Here is a 22,465-nt window from a genome sequence, read left to right as displayed (position 1 = left end):
TGCTCCACAGCGGCCTGCCGGGCGAGGCTGGGGGCATCCCCGATGCAGGAGGTGCACATCATGCCCCGCACCATCACGGTGGGCCTGGACGGTTCCCCCGCGAGCCGCGCCGCCGCCGACTGGGCGGCCGGTGCGGCGGAGCTGCGCGGCCTGTCACTCAGGCTGGTCCACGTCTGGGAGCCCTTCCCGTCCCCGATGGCGCAGGTCCCGTCGCCGGACGCCGAGACCCACCGGTACTGGAGCGAGCGCATCCCCCGCGAGGCGGCGGAACACCTCCGCGCCCGCCACCCCGGCCTCGGCATCCGCACCGAACAGCGCGGCGGCAGCCCTGCCGAGGTCCTGACGGCCGAGGCGCGCGAGGCCGAACTGCTCGTCCTCGGCACCCGCGGCACGAGCGCCCTCGGCGGCTTCCTCGTCGGCTCGGTGGGCCTCGCCGTCGTGGCCCACGCCGAGCGCCCGGTGGTGCTGGTGCGGGCCGGCGCGCACCCGGTCGACCCCGTGACCACGCAGGCCGGCCCCGGTCCGGTGGTCCTGGGCGTCGACGTAGCGCACCCCGACGACACGGTGCTCGGCTTCGCCTTCGACGAGGCCGCCCGGCGCGGCACCGCCCTGCGGGCGGTCCACGGCTGGTACCCGCCGCCCTACTACGCCTACGGTCTGGCCGCCGACCCGGGACTGCGCCAGGACATCGCCCGGCAGCAGGCCGCCGCGCTCACCGAGGTGCTGCGGCCCTGGCGGGAGAAGTACCCGGACGTCGAGGTCGTCGAGGACGCGCACTGCGCGAGCGCGGCGTTCCGGCTCGCCGAGGCGGCGGCCGGCGCCTCCCTGGTCGTCGTCGGCCGCCGCACCCGCCGGCTGCCCTTCGGACCCTGGACCGGCCCGGTCACGCACGCCGTGCTGCACCACGCCGTCGCCCCGGTCGCCGTCGTCCCCCACGGCTGATCAGCCGTCACATCTCCACAGAACAGCCTTACTTCGCAAGGAGACAGATCATGAAGGCAGCGGTGGTACGCGCGTTCGGCGAGCCCCTCGTCATCGAGGACCGCCCCGACCCCGAGCCCGGCCCCGGCCAGGTCCGCATCCGCGTCGAGGCGTCCGGGCTGTGCCACACCGACATCCACGCCGCGCACGGCGACTGGCCCGTCAGGCCCAACCCACCGTTCGTGCCCGGTCACGAGGGCGTCGGCCTCGTCGAGAAGCTCGGTGAGGGCGTCACCCACCTGAGCGTGGGCCAGCGGGTCGCCGTCCCGTGGCTCGGCAAGGCGTGCGGGCGGTGCGAGCACTGCCTGTCCGGCTGGGAGACGCTGTGCGAGCAGCAGGTCAACACCGGCTACGGCTGCGACGGCGGCTACGCCGAGAAGATGCTGGCCTGGGCCGACTTCGCCCAGCCGGTGCCCGACGGCATCTCCGCGGTCGACGCCGCCCCGCTGACCTGCGCCGGCGTCACCACGTACAAGGCGCTCAAGGTCGCCGACGTACGGCCCGCGCAGCTCGTCGCCATCAGCGGCGTCGGCGGGCTCGGCCACCTGGCCCTCCAGTACGCGAAGATCGCCGGTGCCACCGTCGCGGCGATCGACGTCACCGACGACAAGCTCGAACTCGCCCGGGAACTCGGCGCGGACATCGTCATCGACGCCCGCAAGGAGGACGTCGGAGCGGTGCTCAAGCAGCACGGCGGCGCTCACGCGGCCCTCGCGCTCGCGGTGAACGAGGCCGCGTTCGAGGCGGTCAACTCCGGCCTGCGGCGCGGTGGCAAGCTCGTCATGGTGGCCCTCCCGGCGCACGGCAGCATCCGGGTCCCGATCTTCGACACCGTCTTGAACGGCACCTCGGTGATCGGCTCCATCGTCGGCACCCGCCAGGACCTCGCCGAGGTCTTCCAGCTCCACGCGGCGGGCCGCACGAAGGTCATCCACGAGACCCGCCCGCTCGCCTCCGTCAACGAGTCCATCGGGGAGGTCCTGCGCGGCGAGGTCAAGGCCCGCATCGTCTTCGACCTCGAAGCCGGGCGGTAGGGGCATGGAACTGCCCGTGGTGGTGGGCGTGGACGGCTCCGAACCGAGCCTGCACGCCCTGGGCTGGGCGGCCGACGAGGCCGCCCGGCGCGGGCGTTCCCTCCGCGTGGTGTACGCCTCGCTGTGGGAGCGCTACGAAGGCGGAGCCCTCGCCCGCGAAGTCGGCCCCGCCGGTGGACCGGTGCGGGCCGAGGACGTCGTCGCGGCGGCCGCCCGCCGCGCCACCGCCCGGCAGCCGGACCTGAAGGTGACCACCGAGGTGGTCCCGGAGGAGGCCGAGTACGTCCTGGTGCGGGAGAGCCGCGCTGCCTCCACCGTGGTCGTGGGCCACCGCGGCCGGGGCGGACTCGCCGAGGCGGTGCTCGGTTCGGTCGGCCCGACCGTGGCCGCGCACGCGCACTGCCCCCTGGTCGTCGTCCGCGGCGACGTCGACCGGGACGACGTGACGCGGCGGCCCGGCCGCGGCCGGATCGTCGTGGGCATCGGCGAGGAGGCGGAGACGGCGGCGGCTGTGCGCTTCGCGGCCGAGGAGGCCCTGCTGCGCGAGGTCCCCCTGGAAGCCGTGCGGGCCTGGCGTCGGCCGGCGCACGGGAGGGCCGCAGACGCGTCGCCGGCCCACGCGGCGGGCCTGACCCCGGAGGAGCGCGCGGTGCGGACGCTCCGGGCGGCCCTGCGCGAGGTGCCGTCCGGCCTCGAGGTCCGCCGCGGGGTCGTCGAGGGCCCCGCCCGCCACGCCCTGGTCGACGCGTCCCGCGACGCCGCCCTCCTGGTCGTGGGTGTCCGGCACCGCGGCGGCCACCACGGCGCCCGGCTCGGCCGCGTGGCCCACGGAGTGCTCCACCACTCGGCGTGCCCGGTGGCCGTCGTACCCGAGTGTGCGTGACCTGCCCGGCGGGCGCGGCGTCGCTCGGCGGCCCGGGTGCCGCCGGCCCCGCCCGGCACTCAGCGGAAGGAGCGGACCGAGGCGGCGACGTAGGTGAGAGGGACGAGCAGGAAGCCGCCCCCCGCGAGCAGCACCTGGGCCGGATCCGGCCCGTGTCCCAGGACCAGGGGACCGCCAGCTCCGAACGCGAGGAGGGCCGACACGGCTCGGGCCGTCCGAGTGGGGCCGACCCGGCCAGCCGCCGAAGGGCGTCCACCCGGGGCGAGAACGTGAAGACCGGGGCCAGAACGCGCCGCACACCACCACGACGGCGGCGAAGGCGAACAGTGCGCCGCGGCCCGCCTGCCTCGTGCGAGCGACTCCAGGTCCTTGCTCTCGTTCACGTAACCGCCGAGCTCCGGCTCCGCCGCGGCCCACAGCACGTCGACCTCGGTGCCCGGGCGGGGTCGTTCGTAGGTGTGGGCGCCCCGCACGACGAGCCGCTCCGGGCCGCCGGGCACGGCGACCACGAGCCGTGAGGCGTAGCCCTTCACGGCGCCCTCGTCGGTCAGCTCCTCGCGGACCGCGCGTGGCTCGCCCACGACGGTCGCGGTGCCGACCCGGGCGCCCGCGGTCCGCAGGTCGTCGAGCCTCTCGCCGGTGTTGGAGGAGGCGAGCAACGCTACGACGAAGGTGCCCGAGGCGAACGCGACCAGCGCCCAGACGGCGAACGTGCGCGTCCTGATCCACGCCCGGACCCGTGGAGGTAGGAGGAGAATCCCAGGGCCTCGCCCAGGGACGCCGGGCCGGCGCCCGCCGACCGGTCCGCCCGCGCGGACGGGGAGCCGCGGTCCGCGGGCGATCCGTTCCCGCCGGGGAACAGGCGCAGACGCCACAGCGCCGCGACGCGCGCCACCGCACAGCCCACGGCCACGGCCCCCACCCGTACGCCTCGGCCCACGGCCGGGGCAGCGCCGTGGCCCCCAGCAGCCAGGCGCACGCGACCGCGGTCGCGACCCACCCCGCGAGCGCGAACAGCCGGACGCCCCACACCGACGCGGACCGCATGAACCCCTCCCCGTGGCCGGCGACCGGTGGTCCGCCCCCACACGCTCCGCCGCAGGCCCGGACCAGTGGATCACGCGTGCCGATCGCCGTCGAGCGCACCGCCGGGCAGCGAGCGCGAGGCGCGGTGGCCGGGCGGTGCCCGCCCCACCGCGGGCCGCACGGCCCCGCCGGCGGGGCCGTGCGGCCCAGAGCCACGACCGGCCGGGAGACCGACCATGAGGGCAGGAAGCCACAGGAAGGGCACACGCCATGTCCCTCGTCTCCACACGGCCCGGTCACGCCTCCACCTATCTCGTCCGTGCGGCGGTCACCGCGCCCTCGCTGTACAACACACAGCCCTGGTTCTTCGTCGCCCACAGCAGGGACCGGTGCATCGAACTGCACGCCGATCCGGCCCGGCGGCTGCCGCTGACCGACCCGTACGGCCGGGAGATGGTCATCAGTTGCGGCGCGGCCCTGTTCAACATCCGGCTGGCCATGCGGCACCTCGGCTTCAACCCGCTCGTCGAGCCCTTCCCCCGCCCCACGGACCCGGCGTTCCTCGCCCGGGTGACCTGGGGCTCCCACCTGCGGCCCACCGAGGACGAGGAGCGGATGTACGGGGCGCTGCGCCAACGGCACACCGTGCGCGGGCCGTTCCTCACCGAGCCGGTGCCCGCGGCGCTCGTCCAGTCGCTGCGCGAGCACGCCCGCTACGAGGGCGCCGTCGTGCAGACCGTCGACGAGGGCCCGAGCCGCCGGCACCTGGCCGCCCTGGTGCACGCCGCCGAGGACAGTCACCGCGCCCACTACGGCTACGCCGCCGAAGAGGCCCACTGGACGCGCCGGTTCGCCCGACCACGGGCCGGGATCCCACGCGGCGACGTCGGTCTCCTGCACCCGTACCACACCGACGTCGCGGTGCGGGAGCGCCCGGGTGCGGCCCGCCGGTTCCCCACCCCCACGCAGCGCTGGTCGGCCCGCACCGGGCGCATTGTGCTGCTGACGACCGAGCGTGACGGCCCGTCGGACTGGCTGCGCGCCGGCCAGGCCCTCGAACGGATCCTGCTGTACGCGGCGGCACAGGACGTCAGGGCCGCCTTCCACACCGAGCCGCTGGAGATCCCGCGCCTGCGCACCGAGATCCGCACCGGGCTGAGCGCCGGACAGTACCCGCAGATGATCCTGCGCCTCGGATACGCGCCCTCCCCGCCGGCCCCGCCCCGCCGCCCGGTCGCGGACGTGCTCACCAGGATCGGCTCCCGCCCACCCGCCGAACCGGCCGCCGAACCGGCCGGTGGGGACCGCCGGTCCTGACGGGCCCCGCACCGCCCGACCGCCCTTCCTTCACCGACCGCCCTTCCCGAACAGGCCCGTCACCGACCGGCCTGCCGAGCCGGCCCCGTCCCGGGACCGGCTCCGACGGGTTCCCGCCGCTTCCGTCGCCTCCACCGGATCCGCCCGGGTGCCCCGACCGCCCCCACCGCCCGGCGCCGGCAGCCCCGCACGGCTCCCCCGTACGTGAAGGACCGAAAAGGATGCGCATCGTCATCTCCCTCGGCGGCAACGCCTTCCTGCTCAGGGGCGACCGCCCCGACGCGGAGGTCCAGCGGGCGAACGTCGTCCGGGTGGCCACCGCGATCGCCCCGCTCGCCCACGACCACGACATCGTGATCACCCACGGCAACGGCCCCCAGCTCGGCCTGCTCGCCGGCGAGGGGGCGACCGGCCCCGATACGGCCGGCCCGTCCCCGCTGGACCTGCTCGGCGCCCAGACCCAGGGCATGATCGGCTCCCTGCTGGTCCGCGCCCTGCGCGACGCCCTGCCCGGCCGCCGGGTCGCCGCGCTGCTCACCCACACCCTGGTACGGGAGGACGACCCCGCCTTCACCCGCCCCACCACCCCGGTCGGGCCGGCCTACCCCCGCAAGGTCGCGCAGCACCTCGCCCGCACCCACGGCTGGCACCTGGCCCAGGATCCCGGCGGCGGCTGGCGCCGCATGGTGCCCTCGCCGGTCCCCGAGGACGTCCTGGAGACGGACACCGTCCAGGCGCTGCTGGACAGCGGCACCCTGGTCGTCTGCTCGGGCGGGGGAGGCATCCCGGTGACCACCGACGCCGGGGTCCTGCACGGCGTCGAGGCGGTCGTCGACAAGGACCTCGCCGCGGCCCTGCTGGCCGAGGACCTCAAGGCCGACTTCCTGCTGATCCTCACCGACGTCCCCAACGTCTACGCCCACTTCGGCACCCGGGACCAACGGCCCGTCCACGACGCCACCCCCGCCGAACTGCGCAACGGCCACCGCCCCGGCGGCCCCATGCGGGCCAAGGCCGAGGCCGCCGCACGCTTCGTGGACCACACCGGGGGCCTCGCGGCGATCGGCGCCCTCGACGCGGCCTACGACATCGTCCACGGCAGGTCGGGCACGCTCGTACGCCCCGACTTCGCCCTCGGCTGAGGCCGCCCGGCGCGCCACGGCAGGCCGATGGTCCCCCCGGAACGGGGCCGGGCGGAAGGACCGCGTGCCCGGTCGGCACTGCCCGCGCCCGCCCGGACGGACGATGATCGATCGTGGAGAAACACTCACGGAGAGGACCTGTGATGACCGCGACGGTGACAGCAGGCAGCAGGACCGCCGAAGCCTGGCGGGGATTCGCCGGAACCCAGTGGCGCGAGGGCATCGACGTCCGTGACTTCGTCCAGTCCAACTACACGCCCTACGAGGGCACCGCGGACTTCCTGGCCGGCCCGACGGAGCGCACCCGCGCCGTCTGGGAGAAGGTCAGCGCGCTGTTCCCCGAGGAGCGCCGCAAGGGCATCTACGACGTGGACGCCGCCACCCCCTCGACGATCACCTCGCACGCCCCCGGCTACATCGACCGCGACCGGGAACTGATCGTCGGCCTGCAGACCGACGCCCCGCTGAAGCGCGCGATCATGCCCAACGGCGGCCTGCGCATGGTGGAGAACGGACTGCGGGCCTACGGCTACGAGCCGGACCCATTCGTCACCAAGGTCTTCGGCACCTACCGCAAGACCCACAACGACGGCGTCTTCGACGCCTACACCCCCGAGATGCGCGCCGCCCGCAAGGCCGGCATCATCACCGGCCTGCCGGACGCCTACGGCCGCGGCCGGATCATCGGCGACTACCGGCGCGTGGCGCTGTACGGCACCGAGCGGCTGATCGAGGCCAAGCTCGCCGACCGCGCCCGGCTGGACGCCGTCCCGTCCACCGCGGACGTCATCCGGGACCGCGAGGAACTCGCCGAGCAGATCAAGGCGCTGGGTGAGCTGACCCGGATGGCGGCCTCCTACGGCTGCGACGTCACCCGGCCCGCGGCCACCGCGCACGAGGCCGTACAGTGGCTCTACCTCGGCTACCTCGCCGCGGTGAAGGAGCAGAACGGCGCCGCGATGTCGCTGGGCCGCACCTCCACCTTCCTGGACGTCTACCTCCAGCGCGACCTGGACGAGGGCCTCCTCGACGAGACGCGGGCCCAGGAACTCGTCGACGACTTCGTCATCAAGCTGCGGATCGTGCGGTTCCTGCGCACCCCCGAGTACGACGCCCTGTTCTCCGGCGACCCGACCTGGGTGACCGAGTCCATCGGTGGCATCGGCCTGGACGGGCGCCCGCTGGTCACCCGCACCTCCTTCCGCTTCCTGCAGACCCTGTACAACCTCGGTCCCGCGCCCGAGCCCAACCTGACGGTGCTGTGGTCGCCGCGGCTGCCCGCCGGGTTCAAGGAGTTCTGCGCCCAGGTCTCGATCGACACCAGCGCCGTCCAGTACGAGTCCGACGACCTGATGCGCCCGCGCACCGGCGACGACACGGCGATCGCCTGCTGCGTGTCCGCCATGGCGGTGGGCAAGCAGATGCAGTTCTTCGGGGCGCGGGTCAACCTCGCCAAGGCGCTGCTGTACGCGGTCAACGGAGGCCGGGACGAGATGACCGGCGAGCAGATCACCCCCGAGATGCCCGCCCTCACCGGCGACTACCTCGACTACGAGGAGCTGGCGGCGGCCTACGACCGCGTGCTGGACTGGCTCGCCAGGACCTACGTCGACGCGCTCAACGTCATCCACTACATGCACGACAAGTACGCCTACGAGCGCGTCGAGATGGCGCTCCACGACTACCCCGTGCACCGCTTCATGGCCTGCGGCATCGCCGGTCTCTCGGTCGCCGCGGACAGCCTGTCCGCCGCCAAGTACGCGAAGGTCAAGGTGTTCAGGGACGCGACGGGAGTGGCCGTCGACTACCGCACCGAGGGCGAGTTCCCGGCCTACGGCAACAACGACGACCGCGCCGACGCCATCGCAGTCGACCTGGTGGAGTCGTTCATGGCGAAGGTGCGCCGGCAGCCGACCTACCGCAACGCCGAGCACACCCAATCGGTGCTGACCATCACCTCCAACGTGGTCTACGGCAAGCACACCGGCAACACCCCCGACGGCCGCCGCGCCGGACAGCCCTTCGCACCGGGCGCCAACCCGATGAACGGCCGCGACCGGCACGGGGTGGTCGCCTCCGCCCTGTCGGTGGCGAAGCTGCCGTACGAGCAGGCGAGCGACGGCATCTCGCTGACCACGACGATCACCCCCGAGGGCCTGGGCCACGTCCCGCAGGAGCGGGCGGGCCACCTGGTCGGCATCCTCGACGGCTACACGGCCGCCGGCGGCTTCCACATGAACGTCAACGTGCTCAACCGGGCCGTGCTGGAGGACGCCATGGAACACCCGGAGAAGTACCCCGAACTGACCATCCGGGTCTCCGGATACGCGGTCAACTTCGTCCGGCTGACCCGTGAGCAGCAGCTCGACGTGATCAGCCGCACCTTCCACGGAACCCTGTGAGCGACACGATGAACGATGCGGTGAACGGCACGGTGGGCGCCGCGGTGAACGGCGTGGTGAGCGGTCCGGCGAACGCCGCCGCGAACGGCGCGGTGACCGGCGACGGGCACCGCGCCGTCACCGGCCGGATCCACTCCTGGGACCTGTCCACCGGCGTGGACGGTCCCGGGACCCGGTTCGTGCTCTTCGTCAGCGGCTGCCCGCTGCGCTGCCTGTACTGCGCCAACCCCGACACCTGGCACATGCGCGACGGCAGGCCCGTCACCGTCGACGAGGTGATGGCCGAGATCGAGAAGTACCGGCCCTTCATCGCCTCCGCCGGCGGGGGAGTGACGATCACCGGCGGCGAGCCCCTGCTGCAGTCCGCGTTCACCGGGGCGGTGCTGCGCCGCTGCAAGGAGGCCGGACTGCACACCGCCCTGGACACCTCCGGTGCCCTCGGCATCCGCGCCACCGAGGAGATCCTGGCCGACACCGACCTGGTGCTGCTGGACATCAAGTCCTTCGACGTCGCCACCTACCGGAGGCTGACCGGCGGCGACCTGACCCCCACGCTCAACTTCGCCACCCGCCTGGACCGGCTGGGCGTCCCGGTGTGGCTCCGCTACGTCCTGGTCCCCGGCTGGACCGACGACCCGAAGGCGGTGGACGGCCTGGCCCGCTTCGCCGCCGGCCTGACCAACGTCCGGCGCGTCGACGTCCTGCCCCTGCACAAGCTGGGCACGGCCAAGTACGACGCCCTCGGCATCCCCTACCCCCTGCGCGACACCCCGGTCCCGGACCACGCCCTCATCGAGCGGGTACGGGAGCAGTTCCGCGAGCGGGGCCTCACGGCGTACTGAGGACCGTACGCGTCAGGCCCCGGGACGGCCGTGCCGCCGAGCCGCCGAGGAAGCCCGACAGGGCGTCGCGGCGCCACCGCTGCCGAACGTTCGCCCCGGCTCCGGCACGTGATCCGTCAAGGTCGAGATCTTCGGGGGTGTCGGCCCCCGGAGTCCACGAGGCGACCGTTCCTGATGACGCGTCATGCATCAACTGGTCACGCCGATGCCGCTGTGCACGAGGCGCGGCGTCTGCCCGCTGCCGATGTCTCGCGAGGACACGAGCCGCTGTGGTGGACCGTCGGGCCGACCGGGGAACTGGCGGTCATGCTGGTCCACCGGCGGTACTTGAGGCGCAGCCCCTCCGTGAAGGGGCGGGTCGGACGGAGCCCGAAGGGCCACCGTACCGGTGAGCTGGTGACCGTCACGGAGCTGGGGGAGCGGCGCGTCCCGGTGGAGGACGTACGGATCCGGCCGAGTCACCTGGCCCCGCTTCCGGACTCGCGTCTCCTGCTGGTGAGCGGTCGTAGTCCTGGACGGTCACGGACCGCCGCACCCTCGACGTCCCCGGCCGGGTCCCCATGCGCTGCGGCCAGGGCCGGGACGGCATCCTCTGGCTCCGCACCGGCGACACCTGGCTCCGCATCGAGGCGTGAACCTCCCGTGCCGTCGGGGACGGCCTGCACGATCACCGAGGGCGTGCCACACCGCTTCCCGCACCGCACCCCGAAGGGCGGGCCGCGTGCCCGCACCCGGTGCTGCGGGCACGCGGCCCGGCGGCGAAATCCCGTCGAGGTCGACGGTGTCGCCCGCCTACCCTGGTGGCATGCCTCCCGCGAAGACCTCCTTCGTCTGCCTGCCCTGCCGGGCTGCGTACAAGCAGCCGTACCCGTCGTACGAGCCGCACGGCGGGGACGGGCGGCGGATCTGTCCGCGGTGCGCGGAGCCGCTGATCCACGTGGGGTCGGCCTTCGCCGCGCCGCCGCGCCGGGACACCGAGGCATGGAGGGTGCTGTCGGTCCTGCTGCACGCGGGCATCCGCTTCCACAAGAGCTGCTGCGGCGGGCCCGGGTACCGTCCGCGCACGCTGAGGGAGGTGCGCGAGCGGATGGCGTACGCCCGCCGTACCGGCGAACCCCTCGCCCGGGCGCTCGTGCGCCGCGAGGTGTCGTGACGTGGGACGCGGCGGGGCTGTGTAGGCCGCGAGGGCCGCGGTCGCGGGCGCTCCGGCGGGCCGGACGCCCAGCGCGGTACGGCTGCCGGCAGGCCGGTGCCCCAGCGTCGTCCGGTCGGGCAGGTCGAGGGTGTGCGGGGCGCAGCGCCCGTGTCGCCGGGCAGTGAATAGGCGCCCTCCGGCGTCACGGTGCCGCCGGAAGGCCCCCTCATGCCGTGCGGGTCAGGACGCCGTGCAGGTGCCGACCACCGGATCGGCGTTGCTGCCGTTCTTGTTCACAGTGCAGCCGAAACCGGTCGAGGCACCGGCGCCCAGCGCGCTGTTCCAGCCGACCGGCCGCACGGTCACGACCTGGCCGCTCGTACTGGGCGTGCCGTTCCAGACGGCGGCCACCTGCCGGCCGGAGGGCAGGGTCAGGGTGACCGTCCGGGAACTGATGGCGCAGTCGCCCGCCTTGACGGTCACCCGGCCGTTGTAGCCGGTGCTCCAGTCCGCGGTGCGGGCGTACGTGGCGGTGCAGGCGCCGGTGCCGCCGCTGTCGTCCGGGGTGCCGCCGAGCGCGGCGATGACCGCGTCGTACTCCGGCCTCTTGTCGTAGTCGCCGTCGAACAGCAGCCGTGTGCCGCTCGCCCGCCACGAGTACGTGTCGGTGACGCCCAGACGGTGACACCCCAGACGGTTTCGAAGCCGCCCTGCACGTGGAAGTCGCCGAAGCGCACCAGGCGCGGGTCGTTCTCCAGGCCCGCCGTCGCCATGGCCGAGCGGTAGCCGTCGAGGCGGGCGAGCGAGCACAGCATGTCCTCGGGACCGGTGATGATCGCAACCCGCTCGTGCCCCTGTTCGGTGAGGTGGCGGGTGGCGGCGAGACCGTCGGACCAGATCGCCGAACCGACCGACGGCACATCCGGGCCGGGGCCGCCCGCCGGGTCGATGACGACGAAGGGGAGGGCGCGCGATCCGAGTTGGTGCTCGACGTCCTACGGGAGCGAGGAGAAGACCAGCACGACACCCAACGGCCTGCGCCGAGCACACCCTCGAGCCACTCCGGCGCCGGCGCGTGCCGGGTACCGCTCCCGGTGAGCGCCACCGTCGCCCGGTTCTCCTCGGCGACGTTCTCCACGCCCCGAACCAGCTCCACCGCCCAGATGCTGTCCAACTCGTGGAGGACGAGCTCGATGAGCGAGGAGCGGGACGCGTGCCCGGGGCCCTGCGGCGACAGCCGTGGACCTCCGGGAGCCGCTCGACCTTGGCGCCGGTGGCGTCCGAGACATCGAACGGCCATTGAGCACCTTCGAAACTGTCGGGAGGGAAACCCCCGCGTCTTTCGCCACCTCTGTCGGCGTCACTCGCGCTCTCACCTCGTCTTCATCATGCATGCCCGCAGGAATGGCCCGCGCGGCCCGGTAACGGTTCGGGCGAGTGCCTGCACGACCGTTGACCGAAACTCCCGTAGCCCACCGTCTCGATGGTGCGCTACCTGCCGGACGGCGTGATCCGCCTCTACGCCAACGCCTCCTTCATCGGCACGATCCTGAAGGACGCGGGCGTCCCGCGCCCGAAGAACCAGGACATCAACGACCTGGCCGCCGAGGTCAGCGCCGAGAACATCGACCAGGCCGACGCCGACTACATCTTCACCGGCGTCTACGGCGACCCGAGGGCCACCGACAAGTCCAAGGCCCAGGGCAACCCGCTGTGGAAGAACCTGAAGGCGGTGAAGGCCGGCCAGGCCTACGACGTGCCGGACGAGACCTGGTACCTCGGCCTCGGCGTGACCGCCGCCGAGGAGGTCGTCGCCGACCTCGAGCGCTACCTCACCCAGTAGGCCGCTCCGGCGTCCCCGCGCGGACCGGCGATCCGGGCCGGTCCTCGCGAAGTGGCTGCGGGGTCGCTCACAGGCCGAGCGCCAGACGGGGGTACGCCTGGTTCCACCGCAGGTCCCGCCGGAACCCGCGGGTGGCGGTCACCGCGTCGATGAGGGCGAGTTCCACCTTCAGCATCTCGGCGAGGTCGTGCAGGTGCTCCGAGGAGAGCGCCGTGCTCAGGACGGTGCAGTGGGGTTCGCCGGCCGTCAGCCGACACTCGGTCGACGTACGCAGGTCGGGCCCGGGCCGCCACACGGCGCGGGCCACCGGCAGCGCGGGCAGCGGCTGCGGCACCACCCCGACCTCGTTGGCCACCATCCGGAAGCGGTCACCGAGGTCGCTCGGGCCGATGACGACGGCCGGCGAGGAGGTGCCCGGGGCGCTCGTCTCCCGGCACGGTCCGTTCACCTGGGGGGCGACCGCGACCGCTTCGCCCGAGAACGCCGTCGTCTGCGAGGCGGTCGCCGAGATGGCTCTGCACATGCTCGCCCCGCGCTCGCCCCACGACCTCGGCGGGCCCCCGCGACACCTGCTCGACCGGCACTTCACCCGCAAGCACGGTCCGGACGCGTACGACGGCCCGCCCGACGCCGGCGACCCGGTCGCCGAGGGTCCCCCCGATTCGGTTGCCGCCGTACCGGCTTCCCTGTCCGTACGGTCGGCCACGGTCTCACGGCGTAGGAAGAACGCCGAGTTGCCCCAGTACGCCGGCGAGGTCCCAGTACAGCGCTTCACGCTGGATACGGCCGTCCGCGGAGAACCGGTAGAGCGTCGCCCCCTGCATGGAGAACTGCTTTCCCACCGCGAGCGCGGCGATCTCCGGCGGCAGGCCCTCGACAGCGCCGTGCAGGGTTCCGGACATGGTCCACTCACACGATCCGAAGTGGTCGTTCGTGTGCAGGGAGAGGATGTCCATCCGGGTGTCCGGGATGGCCTTCAACCAGGACCGCACACCGTCCTCGAGTGCGGTCCTGCCCTTCCAGACGGACCTGAACGGCACGTCCTCGGACACGGCGTCCGCGGCGTAGCAGGACAGCCAGGTCTCCACGTCACCGGAGCTGATGGCGGTGAGGCAGGTGCGAACGAGCTTTTCATGTGGATGCATCGGGGCTCCGCAGGATGGAGGAGAGGGTGCGGTCGAGGATGTCGGGCACGTTCTTGGTCTTGAGGTGACGGGCGTCGGCTTCCGCCGCCGCGGCGTGCAGCAGGCTGTAGAAGGTGGTCACCAGCCAGCCCATGGGGAGGTCGGAGCGGAACACTCCTTCCTCCTGGCCGCGGGCCAGGATGCGCTCCACCCGCCCCAGCACCTTCTCGTGGTGCCGGCGGCGGCGGGCCGGGGCGATGACACCCTCGGACGCGGCGAGCAGGAACGCGTGGCGTTCGAGGATGCGCCAGCTGGACCGGATCAGGCGCGAGAAGGCTTCGTCGGCCCGCCCCTCGTCGAGGCGCTGGCCCTGGAGGACGGCGTCCGCCTGCTCGACCGAGTGCGCGAGCACGGCGTCCAGCAGTGCTTCGCGGGACGGGAAATGGGCGTACAGGGTGACGCGGCTGACCCCGGCCTCACTGGCGATCTTGGTCATGCTGACGTGCGGGTCGTGGATGAAGCAGTTCAGCGCGGCGGCCACGATGGTCGCGATGCTGCGCTCTGCGTCGGCGCGGCGGATCCTCTGAGGCTGCGTGGGCATGATGGGAGCGTAGGTCACCTCCTTCACGTGGTGCCACGTCGGCCGAGACCGTGTGGCACCACGGGTTTCGTATGGTCAGCGGGGGGAGCGGGCGCCGGCCGGCTGGGTGGGGACGCTGTCGGTCCCCCCGGTTCCGGTGGTGGTCCGGTCACCCACCTTTCCCTTGGGGAAGAGGAACAGCGACACGAGGATGCCGGCGGCGGCGACAGCGGCGCCCGTCAGCATGGAGGGCGCCATGCCGGAGACGTACGCCGAGCGCGCAGCCGCGGCGAGCGCCTGACCGGCCTCCTGGGGGAGGTGCTCCGCGACGGCGAGCGCCGCCCCGACGGAGTCGTCCGCCGTGTCCATGGCCGAGTCCGGCAGCGCGGCGCCGGGTGCGCTCGCCGCGAGGTCGTCCCGGTACGCGCCGGACAGCAGGCTGCCGAGCACCGCGACACCGAGGGCGGAACCGAGCTGCACGGCGGCGCTGTTGGTGGCGGAGCCGACACCGAGGTCGTCCTCCGGGAGCGAGCCGACGATGGCGTCACTGGTCGGGCCGATGATGAAGCCGGCTCCGAAGCCCAGGAAGAGCATGGCGGCCAGCACGCGTCCGTAACCGTCGCCGCTCTCGGTGGTGGCCAGCAGGAGCAGGGACACCACGGCGAACGCGAGCCCGACGGCGGTCAGCCACCGTGTACCCACGTGCTGGCCGAGGAAGGAGGCCAGGGGTGCGGCGACGAGAATGATGAGAGCGGTGGGCGCGATGCGCATGCCGGTTTCGCCGGCGTCGTACCCGAGGACGAACTGGAGGTACTGGACGAGCACGAACAGCGCCCCGAGGAGGGACAGCAGGCCGAGGAACACCAGGATGTTGCCTACGGCCAGGCGCCGGTGGGCGAAGATGCCCAGGGGCAGCATCGGCTCCCTGGCCGTGCGCTGCCGCCCGAGGAAGCCTGCGAGCAGTGCCGCCGCGACGGCGAAGGCGGCGAGGACCGGGGTGCTGGTCCAGCCCTTGGCCGGGCCCTCGATGATCGCCCACAGCAGCGTGCCGATGCCGAGGACCGAGAGTGTCGCGCCCGCCAGGTCCAGACGCCGGGCGACGGCCGCGCGTGAGTCCGGCACCATCTTGAGCGCCGCGGCCAGGGCGAGGATCCCGATGGGGACGTTGATGAGGAAGACCGATCCCCACCAGAACTCGCCGAGGAGCCAGCCGCCGACCAGCGGACCCATGGCGAGACCGACGCCGATCATGGCGGACCACAGGCCGATGGCCTTCATGCGTTCCGCGGGGTCGGTGAAGACCGTGCCGATGATCGACAGCGTCGCCGGCATGATCAGGGCCTCGCCGACCCCCATGACGCCTCGGGCGGTCATCAGTGAGGCCGTGCTGTCCGAGAAGGCGGCGACGGCCGAGGCGCCGGTGAACAGGACCAGCCCGGACAGGAAGACGGGCTTGCGTCCGAACCGGTCGGCGAGGCTGCCGGCGAAGAGCATCAGACCGGCGGCCATGAGGCTGTAGATGTCCACCAGCCACTGCAACTCACTGGTCGAGGCGCCCAGTTCGTCGACCAGCGTGGGAAGGGCCACGTTGAGAATGGTGACGTCGAGCCCCACGATCAGCAGGCTCAGGCACAGTACGGCCAGGATGGGCCAGCGCAGAGGGTGGCCTTCCCCGCGTGCAGCGGCGGTGCCTGGGGAGGGCGACGGGACGGAGGGCACGGACGTACTCCTTAAGTTGAACACTACTGTTCGGGTTCAGGGTAGTGCCGGGCCCCGCGCAAGTCGAACAGTGCTGTAAAGAAAATGAGTTCGGGCTAGCGGCCGGACAGCGGCACGAGCGTCCGGGAGATGCTGCGCAGCTTCTCGCAGGTCTCCTCGAACTCCCGCTCCGGCGACGACTGCTCCACGATTCCGGCGCCCGCCCGCAGCCAGGTCCGCCCCTGCTGCCGGAAGACCGTGCGGAGCACGAGCGCGGCATCCAGGAAGCCGTCGCTGCCGGCGGTCAGGACGGCGCCACTGTAGAGCCCCCGAGGGCCGGCCTCGAGATCACGGATGGTCCGGTACGCGGCGTCCTTGGGTACGCCGGAGGCGGTCACCGCCGGGAAGACCGCGGCGAGCGCCGGCCACGGCCCGCGGTCGGTGACTCTCAGCTCCCCGGTCACGCGGGAGGCGATGTGCTGCACGCTCCCACGCTCCTTGACGGTCATGAACTCCTCCGCGCGCACCGATCCCTCACGGCACACCGTGGTCATCTCGTCCCAGGCGACCTGCACCGATATGGCGTGCTCGTAGATCTCCTTGGCATCCGTAAGCAACTCGGCCCGGCGGGACGCGTCCTCGGCCGGGTCCCCGCTCAGCGCACGGGTGCCCGCCAGCGGCTGCGTGGAGACCCGGCCGTTCGCGGACACCTCCACGACCGTCTCGGGGCTGAAGCCGACCGCCTCCACCCCGCCCAGTTTCAGGAGGAAGGAGCGGGCAGGGGAGTTGGCCGAACGGCCGGCGACGTAGGTCGCGGGGAAGTCCAGTTCCCGCTCCACGGGCACGGTGCGCGAGAGGATCACTTTCTGGAGATCCCCGCGGCGGATGCCCTCCACCGCGCGTGCGACGGACCCGTGATAGGCCCCCTCGCTCCGCTCCCTCAGGTCGACGTGCAGCAGTTCCCGCTCGCCGCCGTCCCCGTACGCCGGCGCCCCCCGCAGTAAGGCCCCTATCGCCTCCCGGTCGTCCGGGTGACCGCACCGGATCTCGGCGCTGCCGGGCGACAGGCGCACCTCGGTCTCGGGGACGACCAGGTGGATCAGTGGCTCCTCGCCGAGTCTCCCCGCATCCCCGGCGAGGGCGTACGACAGCTCGAAGGCCGCCCAGCCGTAGGCGCGCCAGTCGCCGAACGGAAGTGACGACAGCAACTGGTGGAGCGTCTCCAGGGGGTCCTGGTGCCACGGGGTGCGCGTGCGGGCACCGCCGTGGTCCAGCGTCACGTGGGATCGGTCCACGACCAGAGTCGCCCGTGCGCCACCCGCGTACCACCACGAGCCACTGCGCTCGTAGACCAGGTACTGCTCGTGGGGTCCCTCGGCCGCCAGCCGGGCGGCGGCCCGGGACGGACTGCCGTCGAAGGGGACGAGGGTGGTCCCCGCCGACACGGTGGAGGTGGGCATGTGCGGTCTCCTTACCTCAGGATTCGATGGCTGACGCAGGGTGCGGGCGTCGGTCATGTCTCGCGGGGGGCGGGCTCGGCCGCGCGCTGCGCGAGGGCCCGTTTGTCGACCTTCCCCACTCCGGTGAGGGGGAGGGCGTCGACCACCCGGACCAGGTCCGGCTTCTTGTACGAGGCGACGCCGCGCTCGTCGAGGAAGGTGTCGAGGCTCGGGTCGCCGAGGCCGGCGTGCCCCTCGCGGAGGACCACCCAGGCACAGGTGCGCTCGCCGAGGTACTCGTCGGGCACGGGCACCACGGCCGCGTCGAGCACGGCCGGGTGCGCCCGCAGATGCCCCTCGAGTTCGTCGGAGGAGACCTTGTCGCCACCCCTGTTGACCAGGTCCTTCTTGCGGCCCTCGATCACGATGTCCCCGCCGGGGAGCACCCGCACGAGGTCACCGGTGCGGTAGAAGCCGTCGTCGGTGAACGCAGTCTTGTTGTATTCCTCGGCCCGGTAGTAGCCGCGCAGGGTGTACGGCCCTCTGGTCAGCAGCTCCCCCACGGTGCCGGGCGGCACGTCCGCCCCTTCGGCGTCGACCACCCGTATTTCGTCGTCGGGACTCAGCGGCCGGCCCTGGGTCGTCGCCGTGCGCTCCTCGTCGTCCCCGGGCCTCGTCATGCTGAGCAGCCCCTCGGCCATGCCGAAGACCTGTTGCAGCTCGCATCCCAGGGCGGAGCGCACTCGGCGGGCCACCTCGGGAGCGAGACGCGCGCCGCCCACCTGAAGCAGCGTCAGGCTGCCGAGGTTCTCGGTGGCCCACTCGGCGGCCTGTGACCACAGTGCCGCCAGCGGCGGCACCACGGCCGTCGTGGTCACGCCGTGCCGCTCGATCAGGGGGAAGACGGTGTCCGGGTCCGGGGACGGACTCAGGACGACGGTGCCGCCCGCCTGGAGGGTGCCGAGCACACCGGGGCAGCCGAGCGCGAAGTTGTGGGCGACGGGCAGCGCCGCGAGATAGACGGTGTCACGGCCCAGGCCGCACAGTTCCGCGCTCGCCCGGATGTTGTACGCGTAGTCGTCGTGGGTCCGCGGGATGAGTTTCGGAAGCCCCGTCGTACCGCCGGACACGAGCAGGATCGCGGCGTCCTGCGGATCCGGCGCGGCGAACGTCGTGGGACCGGGCCTGTCGCGTCCGGTCCTCTCCACATCGGCCAGTGAGGTGTACGGGCCGGCCTCGCCGGCCACCAGGACGTGACGGAGGTCCGGCGCCTGTGCCACCACCTCGGCGGCGAGCCCGCGGTAGTCGAAACCGGACGCCGGGTCGGTGGCGGGCACCGCGTAGGCCACGGCCCCACTGTGGCCGCAGAGGTGAACCGCCTCGCTGCGGCGGTAGGCGGGCAGGCCCAGCACGGGTGTCGCGCCGGCCCGCAGGGCGGCGACGAGAAGGACGAAGAAGTCCGTGGTGTTCGGCAGCTGGAAGACGATCCGGTCACCCGGCGCGATGCCGAGGTCGGTCAGCCCGGCGGCCATGTGCAGGGACCGCTGGTCCAGCTCACGGTAGGAAAGCCGCCGATCGCCCTCCACGACGGCGGTGTCCGCACCGAGTGCCCCGGCGCGCTCGACGAGGAGGTCGCCCAGCGCCCGTCCCTGCCAGTACCCGGCCTTCCGGTACCGCTCCTCGTCCTGCGCCGGCCATCGAACCATGTCCACGTGAATCCCCGCTCCCGTCCCCAGTGCGCTCGTGGGAAGTATTTATGACGCACCCACAGCCTTGACGCCGCCGTAAAGACTCCCTTGTTCGAAAAGGCGAGGGCAATCGGGATTAGATCACCGTTTCACAAAATCCGGGAGAGCGGACGGCGGAAATCCGTACGCTGATGTCTGTATTAATACCCTTATGTCTCCCGTGTTCGAGGCGGGTATTGCCCCTTCGGCTACGCACCTTCCGGTGGCGGTGCCTTTCACGTACGTTCGAATCCGTCACCGCTGGATATGTGAGATCGACGCATCGGTGGTGGCGTGGAATTGGCGCTCGACATATCTTCTCGTTCGCTCGAGTCCGGGCATGCTGTGAAAGGGCGACCCCCTTGGTCAGGAACGGGCTGACGCCGCACGACCCGGCGACGGGGCCGGCGCGGTCCGGGTTGCGCATCCCGCGGCCCCGGCGGAACCCCGCCCTGCGCCTGGTGTGCTTTCCGCCCGCCGGGACCACGGCACGCTTCTTCCACCCGTGGCAGGCCGACCTGACGGACCACATCGAACTGGCCGTCGTGCAGTACCCGGGGCGGGACGACCGCTCCGGTGAGCCGATGCCCGACCACGTCGAAGGACTGGCACAACCGGTCGCCCGTGCCCTGGCAGGGCCGACGGAGGTTCCGTTCGTGCTGTTCGGACACGGGCTGGGTGCGGCGGTCGCCTTCGAGACCGCTCGGTCACTGGCCCGGATGCGGGCGCCCTCGCCGCGTGCCCTGTTCGTGTCGGCCCATCCCGCCCCGATGGAGAGCCCGCGCGGCACACCGCTGCCGCACGCCGACGAACCCGTCATGGCACCCCGGCACCTGAACGGGTTACGTCCGCAGGCCGTGGCGCCGAGCACCGTCCACGCCGATCTCCGGCTCGCGGACCGCTACCGCTACCGTCCGGGCCCGCCCCTGGACTGCCCGCTCACCGCGATCGTCGGCACCCGCGACACGACCGTCGCCGCACGACACGCCGAGGGCTGGCGCTACTGCACCACCGGCCCGTTCACGCTGCGGGCGATGCCGGGTGACCACTTCTACCTCGTACCGCGCCGTTCCGACCTCGTGGCCTTCCTGCTCACCAGCCTCGGGGCACGCGAGGGACTGACGGCCGAGCCGTCCCGGCGCACCGCCCCTTGACCGCCCCGACCTGCTAGGAGATCACTCCATGGCGGCTCCCGCCCCCACCGACCCGGACGTCGAGGTCCTCCAGGACGTCCACACCAAGGTCCTGACCGAGGTCCCCTACAACAGCGCCGCCCAGTACCACGTGCACTACGGGACGGGGACGTCGCCCGAGCGGTTCGGCACGGCGTGCGCCTGGCAGACCTTCAGCGCGGGCGAGCAGGTGGCCCGGCGCACCGGTGTCCAGGCCGAGTACCGGGTCGGCGGCCGGCACGTCTGCGCGCTGTACGACGACGGTGAGACGCTCACGGTCCTCGACCCGTACCTGATGCACCGGACGCCCCTGCGGCTCTCGCGCACCGACGCCGTCGACGGCACCGTACGGGTCGACGCCGATGCCTACCCGCTGCGCCGGCGCCCGGACGGTACGCCCGCGCCGTCCACGCTGCGAGCCGTCTGGAACACCGGCGACGGGGTGCTGAGGCTGCGCTACCTCCGCTACAGCCCCCGCCTCGACGAGACCGTCACGTATCGCGCCTACACCATGCGCCCGCAGGACACGGTCCGCGAACTGCCGGTGCCCGCACCCCTCGTACGGCAACTGCTGCTGCACCCCGAGCAGAACAACCTGTCGCTGCGCGCCGTACACCCCGCAGACGAGGGACTGGCGGAGGTCGCCCTGCCCTTCTCGGGGCGCCCCCGCGGCACCCTGGCCGACCGCCGGGCGCTCATCGGCCGCGACAACCAGGGAGCGGTGAGCACCTGGGGCAGTGCCGCATTCGACCGCGAGCTCGAACGCGTGGCCGAGGCCGTACGTGCCGCGCCCCAGGACGTGGTCGACCACCTGGTGGAGGCGGCCGCGCTGTACGACGCGGCGGCCCCGGCCTCCGTCGTGGTCCCCGAGTACTCGCTGGAGGACGCGTGACCGCGGCCCGCCCCCGCTCGTACTTCCTGGCCGGCGTCATGCAGGGCGCGCGTCCCGGGGCCCGACTCGCCGACCAGAGCTATCGGGACCGGCTGCGCCGCGGCATTCTCGAGCGGCACCCGGATGCCGTGGTCCACGACCCGCACGCACTGATGCGGGAGTGGATCGGCGCACACGAACAGGCCATCAGGCAGCAGCACGCCGCGCTGGCCGACGCCTCCGTGGTGTACCGGAGCGCCCACGATCCGGCCGTCACGGCACTCGTCGACACCTTCCACCGACTGACCCGGGTCGCGGCGGACAGCGATGTGTGCGTCGCCTGGCTGCCGGACCACGAGCCCAGCATGGGCACGGCCGCGGAGATGCTCAGCGCGCACCGCGCGGGCACCACGGTGGTCGCCGTCACCGCGATGCGCCAGAACCTGGCCGTGCTGGCCTGCTCCGACGTCATCCTGCCCGACATCGCGGCGTTCGAGCGGTGGTTGTGGGAGGAGGAGGACGCCGGTGCCCTCGGCCCCTCCACCGCATCGAACCACAGGAGAGACCTGCCTTGACGACGACCGTGGACGACAACGCTCGGCTCGAGAGCCGCAGTGGGAAGTTCTTCGCCCGCTACTACGACGCGATGACACAGCGGGCGGAGGAGAAGTGGGGGCGCCCCTTGCGCACCCTGATGTTCGGCGAACTGACCGGCCGCGTCCTGGAGGTCGGTGCGGGATCCGGCGCCAACCTGCCCTACTACGCCAAGGCCGACTCGCTGGTCGCCGTGGAACCCGCGAGCGAGATGCGCAAGAAGCTCGTCCGCCGCGCGGAGGACGTACCCCTCGACGTGCAGGTGGTGGACGCCCGGGCGGAACGGCTCCCGCTGCCCGACGACGCCTTCGACACCGTCGTGTGCACACTCGTGCTCTGCACAGTCACCGATCTGCCGGCCGCGCTCGACGAGATCCGGCGCGTCCTCAGGCCGTCCGGGCAGCTCGTCTTCTTCGAGCACGTCAGGTCACCGGGTGCGGTCGGACTGGTCCAGGACGTCCTGGCTCCGCTGTGGCGGCGGGCAGCGGGCGGGTGCCATGCCAACCGGCGCCTTCTCACCGCCTTTCGGGACGCCGGCTACCAGGTCCGGATCCACGAGGTCGTCCGCCCCTGGCCGCGCTACCCCACCAACACGCCGTACGTGCGCGGCACCGCCGTGCCCCTGCCCCGGCCGGCCACCCGCGACTGATCGGAA

Annotated in this window: 19 protein-coding genes and 4 pseudogenes; 14 read left to right on the top strand and 9 right to left on the bottom strand. The window is 72.8% G+C overall.

Annotation, left to right across the window (positions count from 1 at the left end; translation table 11 throughout):
- The first annotated feature begins 60 nt into the window (after positions 1-60).
- Genes ACFYOV_RS27225 through ACFYOV_RS27215 form a run of 3 tightly spaced genes read left to right on the top strand, consistent with a single transcriptional unit; the run spans position 61 to position 2,898 of the window.
- A complete protein-coding gene (locus ACFYOV_RS27225; protein ID WP_389091813.1) occupies positions 61-942 on the top strand; it encodes a universal stress protein in 882 nt (293 codons plus the stop codon).
- Positions 943-992: 50 nt separating this feature from the next.
- The gene (gene adhP / locus ACFYOV_RS27220) at positions 993-2,015 is read left to right on the top strand and encodes an alcohol dehydrogenase AdhP (RefSeq protein WP_389091811.1); all 1,023 of its coding nucleotides are present in this window, start codon (positions 993-995) and stop codon (positions 2,013-2,015) included.
- 4 nt (positions 2,016-2,019) lie between these two features.
- Complete coding sequence (locus tag ACFYOV_RS27215; RefSeq protein WP_389091808.1) at positions 2,020-2,898, top strand: universal stress protein; 879 nt, start codon at positions 2,020-2,022, stop codon at positions 2,896-2,898.
- A gap of 59 nt (positions 2,899-2,957) precedes the next feature.
- On the opposite strand, the gene ACFYOV_RS27210 is transcribed toward ACFYOV_RS27215, so the two are convergent.
- Positions 2,958-3,557, bottom strand: a complete 600-nt coding sequence (locus tag ACFYOV_RS27210) for a hypothetical protein (RefSeq protein WP_389091806.1) — start codon at positions 3,555-3,557, stop codon at positions 2,958-2,960.
- Positions 3,558-4,194: 637 nt separating this feature from the next.
- Here ACFYOV_RS27210 and ACFYOV_RS27205 point away from each other — a divergent pair.
- From ACFYOV_RS27205 to ACFYOV_RS27185, 5 genes are all read left to right on the top strand, one after another.
- Positions 4,195-5,241, top strand: a complete 1,047-nt coding sequence (locus ACFYOV_RS27205) for an Acg family FMN-binding oxidoreductase (RefSeq protein WP_389091803.1) — start codon at positions 4,195-4,197, stop codon at positions 5,239-5,241.
- A 221-nt stretch (positions 5,242-5,462) separates the two neighbouring features.
- Positions 5,463-6,383, top strand: a complete 921-nt coding sequence (locus ACFYOV_RS27200) for a carbamate kinase (protein ID WP_389091801.1) — start codon at positions 5,463-5,465, stop codon at positions 6,381-6,383.
- Between the two features lie 143 nt (positions 6,384-6,526).
- Entirely contained in the window at positions 6,527-8,785 is a 2,259-nt protein-coding gene (gene pflB, locus ACFYOV_RS27195) for a formate C-acetyltransferase (protein ID WP_389091798.1), read from the top strand.
- Between the two features lie 8 nt (positions 8,786-8,793).
- A complete protein-coding gene (gene pflA / locus ACFYOV_RS27190) occupies positions 8,794-9,627 on the top strand; it encodes a pyruvate formate-lyase-activating protein (RefSeq protein WP_389091796.1) in 834 nt (277 codons plus the stop codon).
- A gap of 805 nt (positions 9,628-10,432) precedes the next feature.
- Positions 10,433-10,780, top strand: a complete 348-nt coding sequence (locus ACFYOV_RS27185; RefSeq protein WP_389091794.1) for a deoxyxylulose-5-phosphate synthase — start codon at positions 10,433-10,435, stop codon at positions 10,778-10,780.
- 222 nt (positions 10,781-11,002) lie between these two features.
- Here the strand turns inward: ACFYOV_RS27185 and ACFYOV_RS27180 are convergent, their stop codons facing one another.
- Positions 11,003-11,572 carry a cellulose binding domain-containing protein gene (locus ACFYOV_RS27180; RefSeq protein ID WP_389091791.1) on the bottom strand — a complete coding sequence of 190 codons (570 nt, stop codon included), beginning with the start codon at positions 11,570-11,572 and terminating at the stop codon, positions 11,003-11,005.
- Positions 11,461-12,156, bottom strand: a pseudogene (locus ACFYOV_RS27175) (LacI family DNA-binding transcriptional regulator); the annotation flags it as partial. The pseudogene ACFYOV_RS27175 and the gene ACFYOV_RS27180, both read right to left, overlap by 112 nt.
- Before the next feature lie 77 nt (positions 12,157-12,233).
- Between ACFYOV_RS27175 and ACFYOV_RS27170 the strand changes: the two are divergent.
- A pseudogene (locus tag ACFYOV_RS27170) lies at positions 12,234-12,605 on the top strand (ABC transporter substrate-binding protein); the annotation flags it as partial.
- A 67-nt stretch (positions 12,606-12,672) separates the two neighbouring features.
- Here ACFYOV_RS27170 and ACFYOV_RS27165 read toward each other — a convergent pair.
- A pseudogene (locus ACFYOV_RS27165) lies at positions 12,673-13,011 on the bottom strand (L-arabinose isomerase); the annotation flags it as partial.
- Here ACFYOV_RS27165 and araD point away from each other — a divergent pair.
- Positions 13,010-13,240: pseudogene (gene araD / locus ACFYOV_RS27160) on the top strand (L-ribulose-5-phosphate 4-epimerase); the annotation flags it as partial. The pseudogenes ACFYOV_RS27165 and araD sit on opposite strands and share 2 nt — an antisense overlap.
- A gap of 75 nt (positions 13,241-13,315) precedes the next feature.
- Here the strand turns inward: araD and ACFYOV_RS27155 are convergent.
- The 5 genes from ACFYOV_RS27155 to ACFYOV_RS27135 all read right to left on the bottom strand — a co-directional run bounded on the left by ACFYOV_RS27155 (position 13,316) and on the right by ACFYOV_RS27135 (position 19,152).
- Positions 13,316-13,750, bottom strand: coding sequence for an ester cyclase (locus tag ACFYOV_RS27155; protein WP_389091790.1), 435 nt, complete (start codon positions 13,748-13,750; stop codon positions 13,316-13,318).
- A complete protein-coding gene (locus ACFYOV_RS27150) occupies positions 13,737-14,330 on the bottom strand; it encodes a TetR/AcrR family transcriptional regulator (protein ID WP_389091787.1) in 594 nt (197 codons plus the stop codon). Before ACFYOV_RS27150 ends, ACFYOV_RS27155 begins: the two co-directional genes overlap by 14 nt.
- Positions 14,331-14,405: 75 nt before the next feature.
- The gene (locus ACFYOV_RS27145) at positions 14,406-16,028 is read right to left on the bottom strand and encodes an MFS transporter (protein WP_389091785.1); all 1,623 of its coding nucleotides are present in this window, start codon (positions 16,026-16,028) and stop codon (positions 14,406-14,408) included.
- Between the two features lie 95 nt (positions 16,029-16,123).
- Entirely contained in the window at positions 16,124-17,467 is a 1,344-nt protein-coding gene (locus ACFYOV_RS27140) for a salicylate synthase (RefSeq protein ID WP_389091782.1), read from the bottom strand.
- Between the two features lie 53 nt (positions 17,468-17,520).
- Positions 17,521-19,152, bottom strand: a complete 1,632-nt coding sequence (locus ACFYOV_RS27135) for a (2,3-dihydroxybenzoyl)adenylate synthase (RefSeq protein ID WP_389091780.1) — start codon at positions 19,150-19,152, stop codon at positions 17,521-17,523.
- Between the two features lie 383 nt (positions 19,153-19,535).
- Between ACFYOV_RS27135 and ACFYOV_RS27130 the strand changes: the two genes are divergently transcribed.
- From ACFYOV_RS27130 to ACFYOV_RS27115, 4 genes are read left to right on the top strand one after another with little or no spacing between them, the layout of a single operon-like run.
- On the top strand, positions 19,536-20,327 hold the full coding sequence (locus ACFYOV_RS27130) for a thioesterase II family protein (RefSeq protein WP_389091777.1): 792 nt from the start codon (positions 19,536-19,538) through the stop codon (positions 20,325-20,327).
- Between the two features lie 28 nt (positions 20,328-20,355).
- A complete protein-coding gene (locus tag ACFYOV_RS27125) occupies positions 20,356-21,237 on the top strand; it encodes a hypothetical protein (RefSeq protein ID WP_389091775.1) in 882 nt (293 codons plus the stop codon).
- Positions 21,234-21,791, top strand: a complete 558-nt coding sequence (locus tag ACFYOV_RS27120; protein ID WP_389091772.1) for a hypothetical protein — start codon at positions 21,234-21,236, stop codon at positions 21,789-21,791. The genes ACFYOV_RS27125 and ACFYOV_RS27120 overlap by 4 nt, the downstream gene beginning before the upstream one ends.
- Complete coding sequence (locus ACFYOV_RS27115) at positions 21,788-22,459, top strand: class I SAM-dependent methyltransferase (RefSeq protein ID WP_389091770.1); 672 nt, start codon at positions 21,788-21,790, stop codon at positions 22,457-22,459. The genes ACFYOV_RS27120 and ACFYOV_RS27115 overlap by 4 nt, the downstream gene beginning before the upstream one ends.
- Positions 22,460-22,465 lie beyond the last annotated feature (6 nt).

Origin of the sequence: Streptomyces sp. NPDC005931 (assembly GCF_042871235.1) — a bacterium.
Taxonomy (GTDB): domain Bacteria; phylum Actinomycetota; class Actinomycetes; order Streptomycetales; family Streptomycetaceae; genus Streptomyces.
The sequence above is the reverse complement of the archived record's forward strand: the minus strand, read 5'-3'. Positions and strand labels throughout refer to the sequence as shown.